Raw genomic sequence first — 17,038 nt, 5'->3', positions numbered from 1 at the left:
TTTCGGAACGACGGAGCGAATCGTCGCCTCTCCGTCGTTCGCTCCGTCGCGGACCCGCCGGAGAGGTGACGATCCGGGATTGCCCCGTGCCGGCTGTCATCCGACGGACTACGGGCGCGCTTGGCGGACGGCCGCGACGCCCGTAGCGTGAGAAACAGGACACCCTCCGGGGCGAATCCCGGAATCCCACGGCGAAGGAGCCGACCATGACACGGCACACCCATACCCATGAAGAAGTCACCCGTGAGGACCGCGCGGCCCCCGCACACCCAACGGGATCAGCACGGCGCCGGCGGCTCATCGCGGCGGCCGGGGCGATCGTCGCGATGAGCATGGCGCTCGCCGGCTGCGGTCTCGGCGTGACGACGAACACCGACGGGACCGGAACGAACGACGCGTCCACGGGCGACCCCACGTTCACCGGCGCGTGGGCCGAGGACTTCCGACTCCAATACGACGGCGCCACGGCGGCCGGCAACACGTTCGCCCAGGACGTGCTACGCGACGGAAGCATCACCGAGGCCGAAGCCACCGAGGCCGCGGGCCGGTTCAAATCCTGCATGGCCGACGCCGGATACCACTATGACTACGTCAACCCGGACGGCGGCATGCAGATGCAGGGCGGAGACTGGTCCGACACCGAGGAACAACGGCACCGCGACGCCGAACAGGCCTGCGACGAATCATCCGGCATGCGATGGATCAGTGCGCTCTATGCGGCGGTGCTGAAGGACCCCGACGGCGAACTGCGCGACCGAGACCCCGAACAGGCCAACCACGACCTCGCCGCATGTCTCAAACGCCACGGCGTCGTCGGCGACGACTTCGACGAATCCACCATGCCCGGCGTCGACGAATCCGGCGACACGGCCTATCGGTTCAATCAGCAGTTCACCGAACCCGGCGGCAAGTACTACAGCGCGCAAAGCGAACAACTGTATTACCTGTGCCTTGCCGACCCCAGACAATGACCGGCCGGCGCGCGCCCGTTCCGCGTCATCCCATGGACGACAACCCCATTGGGACGACGGCCCACGTGCGCGTACCGTGGAAACCACGAAAGCGGGAACCCCACGGAACCCGCTTAAGGCAGGGAGGCCATCATGACGGACACCACGAACCCGAACGCGAACCCCACGGGCGCGCACGGCGAGAGGTACGCACGGAACACGAGCTACGACCATGCCGGGACCACGCCACGCATCGGATGGACACGACGACTCACCGCAATCGGCGCAACCCTGACCATCTGCGCCGCGCTCGCCGGCTGCGGCATCGGCGCAACCGATGCGGACGGCGCGGGCGGCAACACCGACACCATCGCCGGAAACGGCGCCACACCCACATTCACCGGTCCCTACGCCTCCGACCTCGCACAGGCCTACAGAGACGCACCCACCAACCTCGCCCGCAGCATCCTCAAGGACGGCAAAATCACCGACGCCGAAATCCAGGAGATCTACGACGCCTACAACACCTGCCTCGAACCCTACGGACTACAAGCCACCTACACCACCGAAGAAGGCGAGACCACCGGCCAATACCGAGGCAGCCTCTCCAACGACGAACAACTCAAGGTCATGGAACAATGCCACGCAAAAACCGGAGCCGACACCATCGCCAGCCTCGCCGCAAACATGACCGACAACCCCGACAACCTCGACGCCGAAGCCATGTACCGCGCCACCTACCGCTGCTACGTCAAACACGACCTCCTGCCCGCGCCGATCAGCGAGGACGACTACATCAGCACCATGACCCCGATCGGCGCCAAAGGCGACGACAACGCCATCCAAGCCAACACCAAGCGAGAAATGGACTTCTTCGGCGCCTACTACGAAACCGACGCCGACGGCAACCCCAACCCCACATACCAATACGGCCAGAACACCGACAAAGGCCACCGATTCTACCTCTGCCAGACCGACCCGCTCCACCAATGACCCGATGATGGACCGAAGCGACGTCATCGGAGAGCAACGAAAACGACACCGGCACACCACTCCGGCAGGTCGATACGCAGGCAAGGACACGGGCGGCGAATCAAGGAGAACACGATGGACACGACGACCATGACCGAGTCGACCACGGCCGGGCAGACCGGGACGAACGGACAACCCACGACGACCAAGGAAACACGCAAAGCCGCACGCAGGGAACGCCGCGCCACAAGGAACGGCATCACCGCCTCCATCGCGGCACTGCTGGCACTGGTCGCGCTCGCCGTCGGCACGGGCGGCGGATTCCTGCTCGCCCGGCCGCACACCCCGCCCTCCCTCGTCTCCTCCACGAAGGCGACGACCATCACGGTCGCCTCGGCGCCGTTCGACGACACCCGATCGGTCGCCCTGACCGTCTCGCTCGGTTCCAGCGCGACCGTCACCTCACCCGTGGCCGGCACCGTCACCCGGCTCGCCGTCGGCGCCGGATCGACGCTCACCTCCGGCGGCGTCGCGTTCGACGTCGACGCGACGCCCGTGCTCGCCCTCCACACCGACACGCCTCTCTACCGCACGCTGACCAGCGGCACGCAGGGCGCCGACGCCGCCGCACTCAACACCGCCCTGCGCCGGCTCGGCTACAACGCGCCCGACTCCGACCGCATGACCTGGAACACCATCGCCGCGTACAACGCGCTCGCCAAGTCGGTCGGCGCGAGCCAGCTCACCAGGGACGGGAACTGGGCGATCGGCCCCGACCGGTTCGTCTGGCTGCCCGCCGACACGGTCACAGTCAACCAGATCATGACCGCGGTCGGCCGGCAGGTCACGGCCGGGGCGGACCTGCTCACGACCGCCGCGATGCCGGTCAAGGCCACGCTGCCGACGAACGGCGGGGACACCGTCGCCGGGGACCGCGTCATCACCATCGGCGAACAGCAATTCCCGATACCGTCCGGCACCACAGAACTGACCGATCCGACGCTGCTCGCCGCGATCGCCGGCAGCACGCAATTCCGCCTCGCCTCGCTGGACGGCGGCTCCGGCGGCGCGGTCGGCCTCGTCTCCGGTTCGGTCGCCGGCTCTGGCGGCACTTCGACCGGCGGCACCGGGGAAGGAGGCACGTTGAACGTCTCCTACGACTGGAAGCTCGCCAACGCCCTGACCGTGCTGACCGTGCCCCCGTCGGCCATCTACGCGGCATCCGGCGGCAAGGCGTGCGTGAGCGTCGACGCGAAACCCGTGCCCGTCACGATCATCGCCTCCCAGCTCGGCAGAACGATGGTCGCCGCCGACGATGCGGACGGCTTCGACCACGTGGACGTGACCCCACGCACCACGGAGGCATGCCGCACGACTACGGACGGACGGTGAGTGCAATGGACGGACGCCGCGTCATACTCGACGACGTGGGGCACAGCTTCGACCCCACCGGCGACGACATGCTGTTCCGGCATCTGACGATGACCCTATGGCCGAAGCACGTGTACGCCCTGACCGGTCCCTCCGGCTCCGGCAAATCGACGCTGCTGTCGATCATCGCCGGATGGGTGAGGCCCGTGTCCGGCACCGTGACCCGCATCGACTGCGGTCGTGTGTGCTGGGTGCTGCAGAACCCGCACGGCGTGGCACGGAGGTCGGCCGTCGATCATGTCGCGCTGCCGTTCATCGCACGCGGAGAGGACCGTCGCGACGCCGAAAGCCACGCAATGAGGCTGCTGCGCGCATTCGGACTGGAAACGCTTGCATACAAGCCGTTCCGTGACCTGTCCGGAGGGGAGGCACAGCGGTTGATGCTCGCCCGCGGCGTCGCCTCCCACGCGGGCCTGCTGCTCGTCGACGAACCCACTGCGCAGCTCGACCTCAACACGGCAGCGACGGTCAACGCATACCTGAACAATCTGTCGATGGGTGGCGCGATCGTCGTGGTCGCCACGCACGATCCGCGCACCCGCGACGCCTGCACCGATCTCATCGACCTAGGGGACTGGCAGAAGGAGCGCGGCCATGACTGACGAGAACATGACGCCGGGAACCCATCCGGCACTCCGCATGACCCTGCGAGGCGTGGTCTCCGAGGCATGGCGCGACCTGATCACCGGGACCACGCATGCGTGCACGCTGGCGTTGTGCGCGGCGAGTCTCATCCTGCTGCTCGCCGGAGCCGATTGGCTCACCGTCTCGTCGATCCAACGACAGGTCGACGGCTACGTAGCCGCCGGCGGCTCGACGTGGATTCTCCAGTACGACAACCACATCGACGGCGCCGCCTGCGACCGGCTCTCCTCGCTCGACGGCGTGCAGGCGGCCGGCGCCCTGCGCGAGGGCGGCGCGAAGCTCACGTTCGCCGCGCTGTCGTCCACCGGCGTACCGACCTACGAGGTGACCGCCGGCGCGATGGACGTGTTCGCGCTTTCGACCACGGGAACGGATGACGGGACGGCGCAGCCCGCGACGCGGCGGGCGGACGGAACGGGAAAGACGTCCGGGACCGCCGCGGATGCGTCAGCCGATGCCGCGTCGGACGATTCGCCGGATGGTTCATGGGCCGGCGGCGTGATGCTGTCCGCCGAAGCGGCCAAGCCGTTCGGGGCCGCGGCGGGGACGACGCTCGCCCTGCGGGACGGGCGCGAGCTGACCGTCGCCGACGTGTTCGACTGGCCCGACGACGGGCGCAAGTCCGGTTTCTCCTACGCGGCGCTCACTCCCGTCCCGGCCGACGACGCGAAGCCGTTCGGCCAGTGCTGGGTGCGTGCATGGCCCGAACCGGAAGGCATCGAATCGCTGCTGCGCCTCGCCTCCGACCGCGTCGCCACCGGCGCCGACCAGACGCGGCCGATGATCTCCCGTCTCAACACGTCCAAAGGCAGCGTGATGGACGGCGACGCCATGTTCGCAGGACGCCTGACCGCCTATGCGCCGTGGATCGCACTGGCCGGAGGTCTCCTGCTCGGTCTGGTCGCCGCGCGGTCGCGCAGGCTCGAACTCGCCTCGGCGCTGCACTGCGGCGTGCCGAAGAGCGCGCTCGTCGCGCAGATGCTGATCGAGACATGCGCGTGGACGATCGCCGGCGCGCTCATCACCTCGCCACTCCTCGCGTGGATATGGGCGGCCAACGACCTTGCCGATGCGCGGTCGATCGTCGGCACGCTGTTGCGCGTACCGGTCGCCGCATCCGTGGGCGTGCTCGCGGGCACACTGGCCGCCGTACTGGCCACGCGGGAGAGCCATCTGCTGCGGTACTTCAAGAACCGGTGACGGCAGGACGCCGCGTCGATCAGTCGGCGACGACCAGCGAGGTGAGGTCCTTCAGATCGAGCTCGAAGCTCACGCCACGCTCCTCGTAATGCGGCTGGTTCCTGGTATGGCCCATCGCGTGGCGGACGAACTCGCCGGCGATGCGGGCCGACTCGGCGAGCCCGCGTCCGGCCATCACCGCGCCGCACAGGGCCGAGGCGAACGCATCGCCCGTGCCGTGGATCATGTACGGCAGTTTCTCATGCGCGATCGCCGTCCTCGCCGCGACGCCGTCCGAGGCGGAGGCGACGTAGTTGCGGATCAGCCCGTCGCCGCGGTCGATGCCCTTGAGGACCACGTTCCTCGTGCCGAGCTCCAGCAGCGCGCCGAGCAGTCCGTCGACCGCCGACTCGTCGAGATCATGTCCCGGGTAGTCGCGGCCGGTCAGGATGGCCGCCTCGGTGAGGTTCGGCATCAGCACGTCCGCGCCATCCGCCAGCGCGCCCATCGCCTCGCACAATTCGGCCGTGTACGTGGGGTACATCGCGCCGCCGTCGCCCATCACCGGGTCGACCAGACGCAGCGCCCCCGGATACTCGCGGTACAGGCGCTGGATGATCGCCACCTGGTCGGGGGAGCCGAGGAACCCGGAGTACACGCCATCGAGCTCCACGCGCTCCGCGCGCCAGGCATCGAGATACCCGGAGAGGATGTCGGTGGTGTCGTGGAAGGTGAACGTCTCGTACTTCGTGTGCGCGGAGAACAGCGCGGTTGGCACTGGGCACACGTCGCACCCCGCGGCCGACAGGATCGGGATCGCCGCCGTCAGCGAGCACTTGCCGTAGCCGCACATGTCATGTACGGCGGCCACGCGCGGAATATAGTTCGGATCGCGGTCATACAGGGTCACGTCGCTCATCTGGAGCTCCATTCGATGTTCGGGGAATCGTCGTCGTATGGGATACGACTGTAGCCGCATGCCGTCGGCGAGTCGCGCCACCGCCGCGATCCGGACGGCGGGGTGCTGTGCACATGAGCGACCAAAGCGGGGCGGAGACGAGCCGCAAACAGGTCGGCCGGTCGTCGCGGCGCGCGACATGGCAACGATGCCATCCACGGCGTGTCGCGGGAATCCGGTCATGAAATTCGCCCGTCCGCACCATCCGGAACATCAATGATGCCAAGGCTTGATAAGCCCCTATAGGCAAGCCCGATAACGTCGGGCTTGCGGCGCGCGGGGTCGGGGTCGTACCTTCATAACCAACACCTCGCCAACCGCCGAACACGGCAGGCGGGTGGCAAGGAAAGCGAACTTCGACAACCACCAAGGAGCAAATCATCATGGCCGAGAAGAACAAGAACTACCGTTTCGAAACCCTGCAGCTGCACGTCGGACAGGAGCAGGCCGACCCGGCCACCGACTCCCGCGCCGTGCCGATCTACGCGACCACCTCCTACGTCTTCCACAACTTCGACCACGCCGAGGCCCGCTTCGGCCTCGCCGACCCGGGCAACATCTACGGCCGTCTGACCAACTCCACCCAGGGCGTGTTCGAGGACCGCATCGCCGCCCTCGAGGGCGGCACCGCCGGCATCGCGGTCGCCTCCGGCGCCGCGGCCGTCGAGTACGCCGTGCGCAACATCACGCAGTCCGGCGACCACATCGTCTCCTCCAAGAACATCTACGGCGGCACCTTCAACCTGCTCAAGCACACGCTGCCGCGCGACGGCATCACCACCACCTTCGTCGATCCGGAGGTCCCGCAGAACTTCGAGGACGCCATCCAGGAGAACACCAAGCTCGTCTACTTCGAGACCTTCGGCAACCCGAATGCCGACCTGCCGGACTTCGAGGCCATCTCCGAGATCGCCCACAAGCACCATCTGCCGGTGATCGTCGACAACACCTTCGCCACCCCGTACCTGTTCCGTCCGCTGGAGCACGGCGCCGACGTGGTCGTCGAGTCGGCCACCAAGTTCATCGGCGGCCACGGTACCACGCTGGGCGGCGTCGTCGTCGAGGGCGGCAAGTTCAACTGGGCCGAGGTCCCGGGCAAGTTCCCGACCCTGACCGAGCCGGATCCGTCCTACCACGGCCTGAACTTCTACGAGGCCCTCGGCGGAGCCGCGTTCGTGACCCGCATCCGCGCCATCCTGCTGCGCGACACCGGCGCCACCCTGAGCCCGTTCGCCGCGTTCCTGCTCCTGCAGGGCACCGAGACCCTGTCCCTGCGCGTCGAGCGCCACGTGCAGAACGCGCTCAAGGTCGTCGAGTACCTGCAGACCGTGCCCGAGGTCGAGTCCGTGTCCCACCCGTCCATCCCGGGACGCCGTGACCACGCGCTGTACGAGAAGTACTTCCCGAACGGCGCCGGCTCCATCTTCACCTTCGACATCAAGGGCGGAAAGGACGCAGCCCGCGTCTTCATCGACAACCTGCACCTGTTCAGCCTGCTGGCCAACGTCGCCGACGTGAAGTCCCTCGTCATCCACCCGGCCTCCACCACGCACTCCCAGGAGACGCTGGAGGAGCTCGAGGACCAGGGCATCCACCAGGGCACCATCCGCCTGTCCATCGGCACCGAGAACATCGAGGACATCCTCGACGACCTCAAGGGCGGCTTCGAGGCGGTCCGCGCCTCCGGCCTCGCCAAGTGAGGTAGTCCGGGGCCCGTCATCCGGCGGAAGGGGCGCCGTCCGTGCTTCGAGGGCGGACGGCGACGCCGGACGATGAAGAAGGGAAGGCTCCGGTCGATCGACCCGAAGTGAAGCGGCGGAACGGCACCGAACGTCATGCGGTGCCGTTCCGCCGCTTTCGTATGCCTGTATCCGTTCGCGCGATCATGCCCGACGCGGCGAACGGACACGCTCATCCGAAAGGATGAGATCGATCCGACCCCGGCGGACGATTCAACCCTGCGCACGATGGAGCGCGCGGGACGACACGCATAGCGTATGAACCATGAGCGGACAGACCATGTCCGCGGAACACGATGGAGAAACGCTATGAACGAAACCAATCCCGCCATTCAGGCGATCGATCTCGTCAAGGACTACGGCAGCGGCGAGGGCGTCGTGCACGCGCTGCGCGACGTCAACGTGACCTTCGAACGCGGACGGTTCACCGCGATCATGGGCCCGTCCGGCTCGGGCAAGTCGACGCTGATGCACACGCTCGCCGGCCTCGACTCGGCAACCTCCGGCCGCATCATCTTCGACGGCCGCGACCTGACCCGCATGAACGACAAGCAGCTCACCCTGCTGCGCCGCAACCGGATCGGATTCATCTTCCAGAGCTTCAACCTGCTGCCGATGTTCACCGCCGAACAGAACATCCTCATGCCGCTCACCCTCGCCGGCGCCAAGCCGGACAGGCGTTGGTTCGCGACCCTCGTCAACACGCTCGGCCTCGAACGACGGCTCGGTCACCGGCCGAACGAACTGTCCGGCGGCCAGCAGCAGCGCGTCGCCATCGCGCGCGCCCTGATCACCAAGCCGACGCTCGTGTTCGCCGACGAACCCACCGGCAACCTCGACTCGGTCTCCAGCGCCGAGGTGCTCGGCTTCCTGCGCCGTTCGGTCGACGAGCTCGGCCAGACCATCATCATGGTCACGCACGACGCGGTCGCCGCCTCCTACGCGGACCGCGCCATCGTCTTCGCCGACGGGCGCATCGTCGCCGACGAGGCGCATCCCACCGCCGAACGCATGAACCAACTGCTCATGGCCGAACGCGAGAAGGCCACGCGCGCCGCCGTCACCGGCACCTCCGCCGACAGGCTCGCCCGTCTCGCCGGCACCCGCAACGCGACCGACCTGCCGATCGTCGACGACGTGCTTCCGCCGATGCCTCCCGCATCGGCGCTTCCGGGAGGAACGGCCCCCGCCGAGTGGATGGATGAAGAACCGGCGACCGTCTCCAGCATGCGGCGGGGGACACGTGGCCGACGCCGCGCCTCGTCCGGTGCCCGCCACGCGCGCTGACGGATCTTCGACGAAAGGACAACACCCATCATGCTTTCGATGACCTTCAATCTCATGAGGAAAAGCGCGAGGATGCTCATCCCCGCCGGCATCGCCATCCTGATCGGCACCGCGTTCATCGCCTCCACGTTCCTGTTCTCCAATGCGATGAGCGCGTCGCTGACTCGGCAGACCACCGCGCAGTTCGGCGACGCGGACTACATGATCACCCCGCAGTCGCTCGACAAGCTCGACGACAAGGCGCTCGAATACGCGTACACGCGCACCGTCGACGATTTCCACATCGACCGCATGCGCGCCACCGAGGGCGTGGACGACGTACGTGTCGGGGTCTCCGCCATGGTGACCGTCACCAACGGCGACAGGAACGTGAACGTTCAGGCCATCGCCGCCGCGGACAAGCGCGGCACGCTGCCGATCGAGATCACGAGCGGCGATCAGCCGATCGACAACGGAGAGATCGCATTGCCCAAATCCGCCGCCAAGCAGCTCGGCGTGAAGATCGGCGACACGGTGACCATCGATTCCCAGGCCGCGCAGTCCATGCGCCAGGCCGCGTCGCTGGAGACTGCATCCGGTACGGCCGGCGCCGCGGATTCCGCGTTCGACGCCATGACCGTACGCGTGGTCGGGCTCACCGCCGACCCCGACGGCGCATACCCGTACACCGGCGGCGCGGCCGTGCTTTCCGGTCACGACCTCGCCCCGATGGCCGGTTCCACGGACCTGGGATCGATGAACGTCCTCAATATCTATCTCGCCGTCGCCGACAAGTCGGATGCCGCCGCGAAGGCCACCATCGAACGCGTCGGGAAACTGCTGCCCAGACACTACGTCATCCAGTCTCGAGCCGATGCCGCCAACGAATCGGTCAAGAGCCTGAGCAGCGGCGGCACCGACATCACCACCACGTTCCTGCTGAGCTTCGGCGTGCTCGCGATGCTCGTCGCCGCGCTCGTCATCGCCAACACGTTCCAGGTGCTCGTCGCCCAACGTCGACGTACGCTCGCCCTGCTGCGCACCATCGGCGCACGCAAGGGGCAGCTGTACGTCTCCGTGCTGGTCGAGGCCGGCGTTCTGGGACTCGTCGCGTCCGCGCTGGGCGTGCTTCTCGGCATCGGGCTTATGGCCGGTCTCGGCGCATCCGGTCTGATGCGGAACGCCGGCGTCGACCGGGTGATCCTGAGCTGGCAGGTGTTCGTCGTGCCGATCCTCTTCGGCATCGCGATGACCGTCATCGCCTCGCTCGGCTCGGCCCGCTCCGCGACCGCGGTCACCCCGCTCGAGGCGCTGCGCCCGATCGAACTGATCGACACGCGTCGTGCAGGCATCGTGCGCGCCGTCCTATCCGCGCTGATGCTGACGCTCGGACTTGGACTCTGCGGATTCGGTGCATGGCAGATCCACGAACTCAACGCCGGACGCGATTCGTTGGCGAACGACCACTACGGTCCCGTGCTGCTGTCCGCGATCGGTGGATGCGCGTTCGTGTTCCTCGCACTCATCCTGTCCGCCGCGTTCTGGCTGCCCGTCCTGATGCGCGGCGTCGGCGCGCTCGTCTCGCTGGCCGGTCCGAGCGCGAAGGTCGCCCACGCCAACATCCAGAAGAACCCGAGGCGTGTGGCCGCCACCGGCGCCGCCCTCCTCATCGGCGTCACGCTCGTCTCCACCATCGCCACCGGCGCCGCCAGTGCCAAGCAGACCATGGCCGAGGCGATCGCCACCCGCTACAGCGTCGACATGATCGCCACGGGAGCCGATGTGACCGATGCGCAGGTGCGCAAGGTCGAGGGTGTCAGGGGAGTAACCGCGGTCGTTTCCGCCCCCACCGCCGTGGCCTCCGTGAAAACGTCCGGAGGCAAGGAACTGAGCGTGCTGGTCGTCGGCGTGAAGGACGTCACGACACTGAGGAAGGTCATGCACGCCGATCTCGGGAACGCGAGTCTGGGCGACGGCGACGTGCTCCTGCCCAAGCGCTCCGCCTCCAGCGGCAAGGAGCTCAGGTTCGACAAGGCCAAAGGAGTCACGCTGACGGACACCGAATCCACGAGGCTCACGCTCACCCCGTCGCAGGCCGACTACCGCAGGGTGAGCGCCGACTACGACGCCGTCGCGTTCGTCTCGTCGAGGCATTTCGAGAACGGCGGGATCAGGACGGGCGGGCGCATGCTGCTCATGGCCGTGGACCCCGACAAGCCCGGCACCTCACTCAACGATACGTTCACCTCGGTGCAGTCCGCGTTCTCCGACAACGCCGGCGTTACCGTGTCCGGCCCCATCGCCGAACGCGTGCAGTGGGAGACGATCATTGACGTGATGATGTCCATGCTCGTCGGACTCATCGCCGTGGCCGTGCTGATCGCCCTGGTGGGCGTCGCGAACACGTTGTCGCTGTCCGTCATCGAGCGGACGCACGAATCGGCGACGCTGCGGGCCATCGGCATGACCCGCGGCCAGCTGAGGCGTTCGCTTGCCGTCGAGGCGCTGCTGCTGTCGCTCGTCTCCGGCGTGGTCGGCGTGCTGCTCGGCGCCGGGTTCGGATGGCTGGGATCGTACATGGTGTTCAGCCTGTACGGTACGGTCGCGTTCCCGTTCGAGTGGAGCGTGAACGGCGCCGTGCTCGCCGTGGCGGCGGCGGCCGCGCTGCTCGCCAGCATCGCGCCCGCCCGCCGCGCGGTCAGGACCCCTCCGGTCGAGGCGCTGGCCGAAGCGTGATGCCATCGACGTGATATGTCTCGGCATGACGTGATATCGCGCCAGATATGACGAAACGAGGGAGCCTCCTTCACGGAGGCTCCCTCGTTTCGTCATATGCTCGTATCAGACGAGCTCATTATCATATGCAAAGACCACAGCCTGCACGCGGTCGCGGGCGTGGATCTTGGAGAGGATGTGCGCCACGTGCGTCTTCACGGTGGGCAGGCTGATGAACAGTTTGTCGGCGATCTCCTGATTGCTCAGTCCGTGCGCGATCTCGACGAGGACCTCGCGTTCGCGATCGGTGAGCAGCTCCAGCTCGGGATCCCGATACGGGTCCGAGCCGCGGCTTGGGTCGATGGGGGCGTTGGATGGCGCCGGGAATCCTCCGATGCCTGTGCCGAACGATCCGGACGCGCCCTGCGCCGGTGCCCCTGTGGGGGCATGCACGTCGCGCCGCGCCGGCGCCGGCGTCTCTCCGCGCGCATAGCCGTCCTGCATCATCTTTTCGATGAGGCGCCTCGTGGCGGAGGGTGCGATGATCGCGTTGCCCTGGAAGACGGTTCGAATCGAGGAGAGCAGCGTCTCCGGCTCCGTGTCCTTGAGCAGGAACCCCGACGCCCCGGCGTTGATCGCCGACATCACGTACTCGTCCAGATCGAACGTGGTGAGGATGATGACGCGCGTCACATGCGCCTGTGCCCGCGAACCGTTGTCTGAGACATCGTCGCCGATGATGCGTCTTGTGGCCTCGATGCCGTCCGTGCCGGGCATGCGCACGTCCATCAGCACGATGTCGGGATGCAGTCGTTCGGCCAATGCCACGGCCTGCGCGCCGTCCCCGGCCTGACCGACCACGTCCATGTCCGGCTGCGAGCCGATGACCATCGCGAACCCGGCCCTCACCAGTTCCTGATCATCGGCGATGACCACTCGAATCCTGTTGCTCTCACTCATACCGACCACCCTACCTGCGATGGACAGGCGACGGGCATATCGGCACCCCCGAGTCACCCCTGATTTCCGCCGGGCCGTTCCCTGAGCTGCTCATCCAACGGCGCCGCGGGGGAGAGCGGCGCGACCGCGGTGGCATCGGCGTGCGTCTCGTCGCTGAATCCGGTCTCGCGCAGCACGGTGAGCAGTCGGCGCATGTGGGCCAGCGCCTCACGCCCCTGTTCGCCGATGCCGGCGAATGACGCCGAGATGCGCTCCGGTGACGGCGCCGGGATCTCGCCGAGCATCGCGAGCCCCTCGTCCGCCCTGTCGATCACCGCATCCAGCGTCGCGGCGACCTCGGACCGCATGGCCGCTCCGATGCGCTCACGCTCCATGTTCGCCGCTAGCACCTTCTGCCGTGCCTCCTCGGCGCGCAGCGCCTCCTCACGCTGACGCAGCACCAGCACATCCGAACCGCTCGACCGACGCCATTCGGCCATCGCCATACATGCCAGACACATCAGCAGCAGCATGCCGCCGATCAACAGTCCGCCGAGCATCACCTCCCATGCGGGTCTGACGCCGTTCCCACGCAGCAACGTCTCGGCGAGCGAACGGTATCCGTTCCACCCGGCCATGATGCGGGCGCCGACCAGCCATGAATCGATCGCCGCCGCGGAGAGCACCCACCTCCAGGCGCCGTCGCGCCCGTACAGTACCGCCGAATACACCGATGCGAGTGCGAATACGTTCACCGCCAGCATCGTGGGCGCGAACAGCAGTTCCGCGGCGGACATGACGGCCATAGCCAATGCGGCGGACTCGGGGAACCGCCGGCGCAACGCGTACGGAACGAGCAGCGCCGCCGTCACGGCCACAGCCATCGCCCGTCTTGCCGGCAAAGGGGCGAACGTCGCGTCGGACAGCCCAGAATCGTTGAACGTCACCGTATGCAGCATCATCGTGAGCAGCACGGCCGTCAGCGTATCCATGAACAGATAGTGCCGTTCGGTCCACCATGCCATCCGTCCGATGCCGTTCGGCTGCGTCCTGCCGTCGGGAGATTCCCCGTTGCCCACGTCGAGCCCCGACAGCCGGACGCGCAATGACGCCAGACGCGCGGACAGTCGGGACAGACCGGTGGCGACGCCGAGAACGTCACGCGTGGAATCGGAGGATGCGGCTCGGCGGATGGGCAGCAGCGGAACCGTCGCGACGACGGAGAAGCCGCCCGTGGGAGCGGGGCCGGTCTCGACGGCGCCACCGGCGGCGACGATGCGCTCACGCATGCCGACCAGTCCGTATCCGGGCCGATGCCCATCCGCCGCCGCGGCCGCGCCCATGCCGTCGTCGTGGATGACGATCTCCAGCGAATCCGTTCCCCATGTCTCGTCGATCGTCACATGCGCGCCGTCGCCGGCATGTCTGCGCACGTTGGACAGTGATTCCTGCACGAGACGGAACACCGCGGTGTCCGCATCGGGGGAGAGGCGTTCCGGCAGCGCGTCGCCGTTCACGTAGCGGACAACCGGCGGGCGATCGCCGAACAGGGTGGGGATGTCCACGTAACCGGTGCCGGACCGTCCCCCGAATACGTCGAACAGACGATGCATGTCGTTCTGGGCCCGTACGGCCTCGTGACGGATCGTCGTCATCGTGCGCTTCGCCACATCGATGTCGTTCGCCCCAGCGTATCGTCCGCCGTCCGATTGGATGATGATCGTGGACAACGTGTGCGCGACCACGTCGTGCATGTCGCGGGCGATGCGTGCGCGCTCGGCCAGCATCGCGATGTGCCTTTCCTCCGATTCGCGCGCCGCGATCGACGCGTTGCGCTCACGCATGGCCCGAAGCGTGGCGTGACGCGCACGTTGCCAGAGCGCCATAACGATCACGCTGATCAGACACATCTCGATGCACAACAGCAGGATTCCGGCGTCGATCGCGATCTTGCCGGCGCATCCGCCCGCCTGCGCATCGAATACGCCGCTGGTCGTCGAGAGACATGTCGGCAGGGTCGTCGCCGTGGGCAGCCATGACGACCATATGTCCGTATTGTCGAACAGGGGACCGAGATTGAACGTCAACGACCAGGCGATGGACGTGATCGCGGCCATCACGAACGAGGTGACGACGAAACGCGTCGTGTGGTGCTGGTCTCCGTACACCAGCACCGAATAGAGCATCAGCAGCGACAGGAAGTCGCCGTACGCTACGACCGGACCGATGACGAGATGCGTCGCACATAATGCGATGAACAGCCATGCGGCCGGTTCGGGCCGCCATCGACGCATCGCCAACGGTATGATCGTTGCAGCCGACCACAGGTACAGGGAGATGCTGCTCGTGGAGGTCAACAGTCCGGGGGCCGTACCCGTATCGGTGGTTCCCACCAGCGGCAGACACATGACGAGCAGTGCCGCCGCCAACAGCGTGTCCACGGCCAATACATGCGAACGGCCCCAGGCCGCGAGTCGTCCCATCCAATCGTTCATGGTCCCAAGGCTAGCGCGTCGACATACCGCGGCCATCATGCCCAAGGATGAGACCCGGACCATGAGCGAAGAGTCGGATTGCGTCGACGAACGGCGATGGACAGGTTCGAGGCGGGGACGCGTGAGCCGAAACATGGATGACGATGCGATTGCCGGGTAGAGTTGACGGATATACGAGAATACATATGGCGCGAATTCGGATGCGGATCCGAAGCGGATCCGCACGAATCGAAAGGAAGGGAAGACGCATATGACGCTGCTCGACGAATACTACGTGCCGGGACTGCACATCGAGGACCGTTCCATCGACGTGCCGCTCGACTGGACCGGCCATGAGCCGGGGCGCGGGTTCGACGGCGAATCCATCAAACTATTCTACCGCGTGGTCACCACACCCGAGCACGTCCATGACGATCTGCCGCTGCTCGTCTTCCTCCAGGGAGGTCCCGGCGGTGCCGGCCCGCGTCTGCTGAGCCCGCAGTCGGACGGCTGGATCGAGGAGGCGACGAAGCACTTCCGCGTCGTCCTGCCCGATCAGCGCGGCACCGGACGATCCAACCGCATCGACACGCACACGATGGCGCGCATCGCCGCCGCACACGCGGACGCCGGCTCCGACGGCGCGGCCAAGGCGGCACAAGCACAGGCCGACTACCTCAAGAGGTTCCTCGCCGACTCCATCGTGCGAGACTTCGAGCATCTGCGCCGCACCGAGTTCGGCGGACGCAAGTGGGTGACGATGGGACAGAGCTACGGCGGATTCCTCACGCTCACCTATCTGTCCCTGTTCCCCGAGGGCGTGAACGCGAGTTTCACCACCGGCGGCATCCCGCACGTGCCGGCCGACGCCACCGAGGTGTACGAGCACACGTTCCCGCGCATGGCCGTGAAAACCAAGCGGTTCTACGAACGCTACCCGCAGGATGCCGCGCGCGTGGCCGCACTGGCCGACGCGCTGCCGACCGCGGCGGAGGTGAATGAGTTCGTCGGCACGCTGACCGGTTCCGTGCTGGGATCGTTGGAATCGGATGCCCTCGGACGTCGTCTCGGCGTAATCGCCGGTATGGCGGCGCACGGCTTCCCGCTCATGCCCAACGGTGATCCGCTGACCGTCGAACGGCTGCAGTGCCTCGGTTCCGATTTCGGCATGAAGCCCAGCTTCGAACGCGTCCATTGGATCCTCGACGACGCGTTCCTCGAGGGGGACGGCTCAGTACCGTCCGATGCGCCGTCGCTGAGCGACGAGTTCCTCGCCAAGGTGATGAACGCCACCTCGTCGCGACCGCTCTACTGGCCGCTGCAGGAGTTCATCTACGCCAACGGCGAGCTCGACGAGCCCATCCGCTGGGCCGCGCAGCGCGTGCGCGACACCCGCCCGGAGTTCGGCGCGGGGAAGCGTCCGCTCAACTTCACCGGCGAGGCGATGTTCCCGTGGATGTTCGAACAGGAGTCCGCGCTCCGTCCGTTCAGGGCAGCGATGGATGTCCTCATGGAGGATACGCGCTTCGGAGTCATCTACGATGAGGAACGACTGGCGAGCAACGAGGTGCCGCTGCAGGCCGGCGTCTACTTCGACGACATGTACGTCGACTCCGGTCTCCAGCTCGACACGCTGAGCCGCGTCGGCAACAGCCACTACTGGGTGACCAACGAGTTCGAGCACGACGGACTGCACGGACCGATCGTGTTCCGTCACCTGTGGGAGGAGGCTCTGAACAGGGGCGATCTGGAAACGTTGTTCTGATATCC

The 17,038-nt window shown here is 67.0% G+C and carries 12 protein-coding genes and 1 pseudogene; 9 read left to right on the top strand and 4 right to left on the bottom strand.

Annotated elements, in window-relative coordinates:
• Nucleotides 1-206: 206 nt before the first annotated feature.
• From JS528_RS01570 to JS528_RS01550, 5 genes are all read left to right on the top strand, one after another.
• Entirely contained in the window at nt 207-971 is a 765-nt protein-coding gene (locus JS528_RS01570; RefSeq protein ID WP_214357341.1) for a hypothetical protein, read from the top strand.
• A 132-nt stretch (nt 972-1,103) separates the two neighbouring features.
• Complete coding sequence (locus tag JS528_RS01565; RefSeq protein WP_214357340.1) at nt 1,104-1,943, top strand: hypothetical protein; 840 nt, start codon at nt 1,104-1,106, stop codon at nt 1,941-1,943.
• Nucleotides 1,944-2,057: 114 nt separating this feature from the next.
• Nucleotides 2,058-3,314 (top strand): hypothetical protein, encoded by a 1,257-nt coding sequence (locus JS528_RS01560; RefSeq protein ID WP_214357339.1) that lies wholly within the window; start codon nt 2,058-2,060, stop codon nt 3,312-3,314.
• 5 nt (nt 3,315-3,319) lie between these two features.
• Entirely contained in the window at nt 3,320-3,955 is a 636-nt protein-coding gene (locus JS528_RS01555; RefSeq protein WP_214357544.1) for an ATP-binding cassette domain-containing protein, read from the top strand.
• A complete protein-coding gene (locus JS528_RS01550) occupies nt 3,948-5,198 on the top strand; it encodes a hypothetical protein (protein ID WP_214357338.1) in 1,251 nt (416 codons plus the stop codon). Before JS528_RS01555 ends, JS528_RS01550 begins: the two co-directional genes overlap by 8 nt.
• Nucleotides 5,199-5,217: 19 nt before the next feature.
• On the opposite strand, the gene JS528_RS01545 is transcribed toward JS528_RS01550, so the two are convergent.
• Nucleotides 5,218-6,096, bottom strand: a complete 879-nt coding sequence (locus JS528_RS01545; protein WP_214357337.1) for a bifunctional hydroxymethylpyrimidine kinase/phosphomethylpyrimidine kinase — start codon at nt 6,094-6,096, stop codon at nt 5,218-5,220.
• A 422-nt stretch (nt 6,097-6,518) separates the two neighbouring features.
• Between JS528_RS01545 and JS528_RS01540 the strand changes: the two genes are divergently transcribed.
• From JS528_RS01540 to JS528_RS01530, 3 genes are all read left to right on the top strand, one after another.
• Nucleotides 6,519-7,835, top strand: coding sequence for an O-acetylhomoserine aminocarboxypropyltransferase/cysteine synthase family protein (locus JS528_RS01540; RefSeq protein ID WP_214357336.1), 1,317 nt, complete (start codon nt 6,519-6,521; stop codon nt 7,833-7,835).
• 348 nt (nt 7,836-8,183) lie between these two features.
• Nucleotides 8,184-9,161 (top strand): ABC transporter ATP-binding protein, encoded by a 978-nt coding sequence (locus JS528_RS01535; RefSeq protein WP_240541234.1) that lies wholly within the window; start codon nt 8,184-8,186, stop codon nt 9,159-9,161.
• 30 nt (nt 9,162-9,191) lie between these two features.
• The gene (locus JS528_RS01530; RefSeq protein ID WP_214357334.1) at nt 9,192-11,876 is read left to right on the top strand and encodes an ABC transporter permease; all 2,685 of its coding nucleotides are present in this window, start codon (nt 9,192-9,194) and stop codon (nt 11,874-11,876) included.
• Nucleotides 11,877-11,981: 105 nt separating this feature from the next.
• On the opposite strand, the gene JS528_RS11820 is transcribed toward JS528_RS01530, so the two are convergent.
• From JS528_RS11820 to JS528_RS01520, 3 genes and pseudogenes are all read right to left on the bottom strand, one after another.
• A complete protein-coding gene (locus tag JS528_RS11820) occupies nt 11,982-12,359 on the bottom strand; it encodes a response regulator transcription factor (RefSeq protein ID WP_420838170.1) in 378 nt (125 codons plus the stop codon).
• Nucleotides 12,339-12,815 (bottom strand): annotated as a pseudogene (locus JS528_RS11815) (response regulator); the annotation flags it as partial. The gene JS528_RS11820 and the pseudogene JS528_RS11815, both read right to left, overlap by 21 nt.
• Before the next feature lie 53 nt (nt 12,816-12,868).
• Complete coding sequence (locus JS528_RS01520; RefSeq protein ID WP_214357332.1) at nt 12,869-15,289, bottom strand: sensor histidine kinase; 2,421 nt, start codon at nt 15,287-15,289, stop codon at nt 12,869-12,871.
• A 250-nt stretch (nt 15,290-15,539) separates the two neighbouring features.
• On the opposite strand from JS528_RS01520, the gene JS528_RS01515 reads away from it, so the two are divergent.
• On the top strand, nt 15,540-17,033 hold the full coding sequence (locus tag JS528_RS01515) for an alpha/beta fold hydrolase (RefSeq protein ID WP_214357331.1): 1,494 nt from the start codon (nt 15,540-15,542) through the stop codon (nt 17,031-17,033).
• Nucleotides 17,034-17,038 lie beyond the last annotated feature (5 nt).

It is taken from the genome of Bifidobacterium santillanense, from assembly GCF_018555385.1.
Classification (GTDB): Bacteria; Actinomycetota; Actinomycetes; order Actinomycetales; family Bifidobacteriaceae; genus Bifidobacterium; species Bifidobacterium santillanense.
This window is presented reverse-complemented; position numbering and strand designations above follow the sequence as displayed.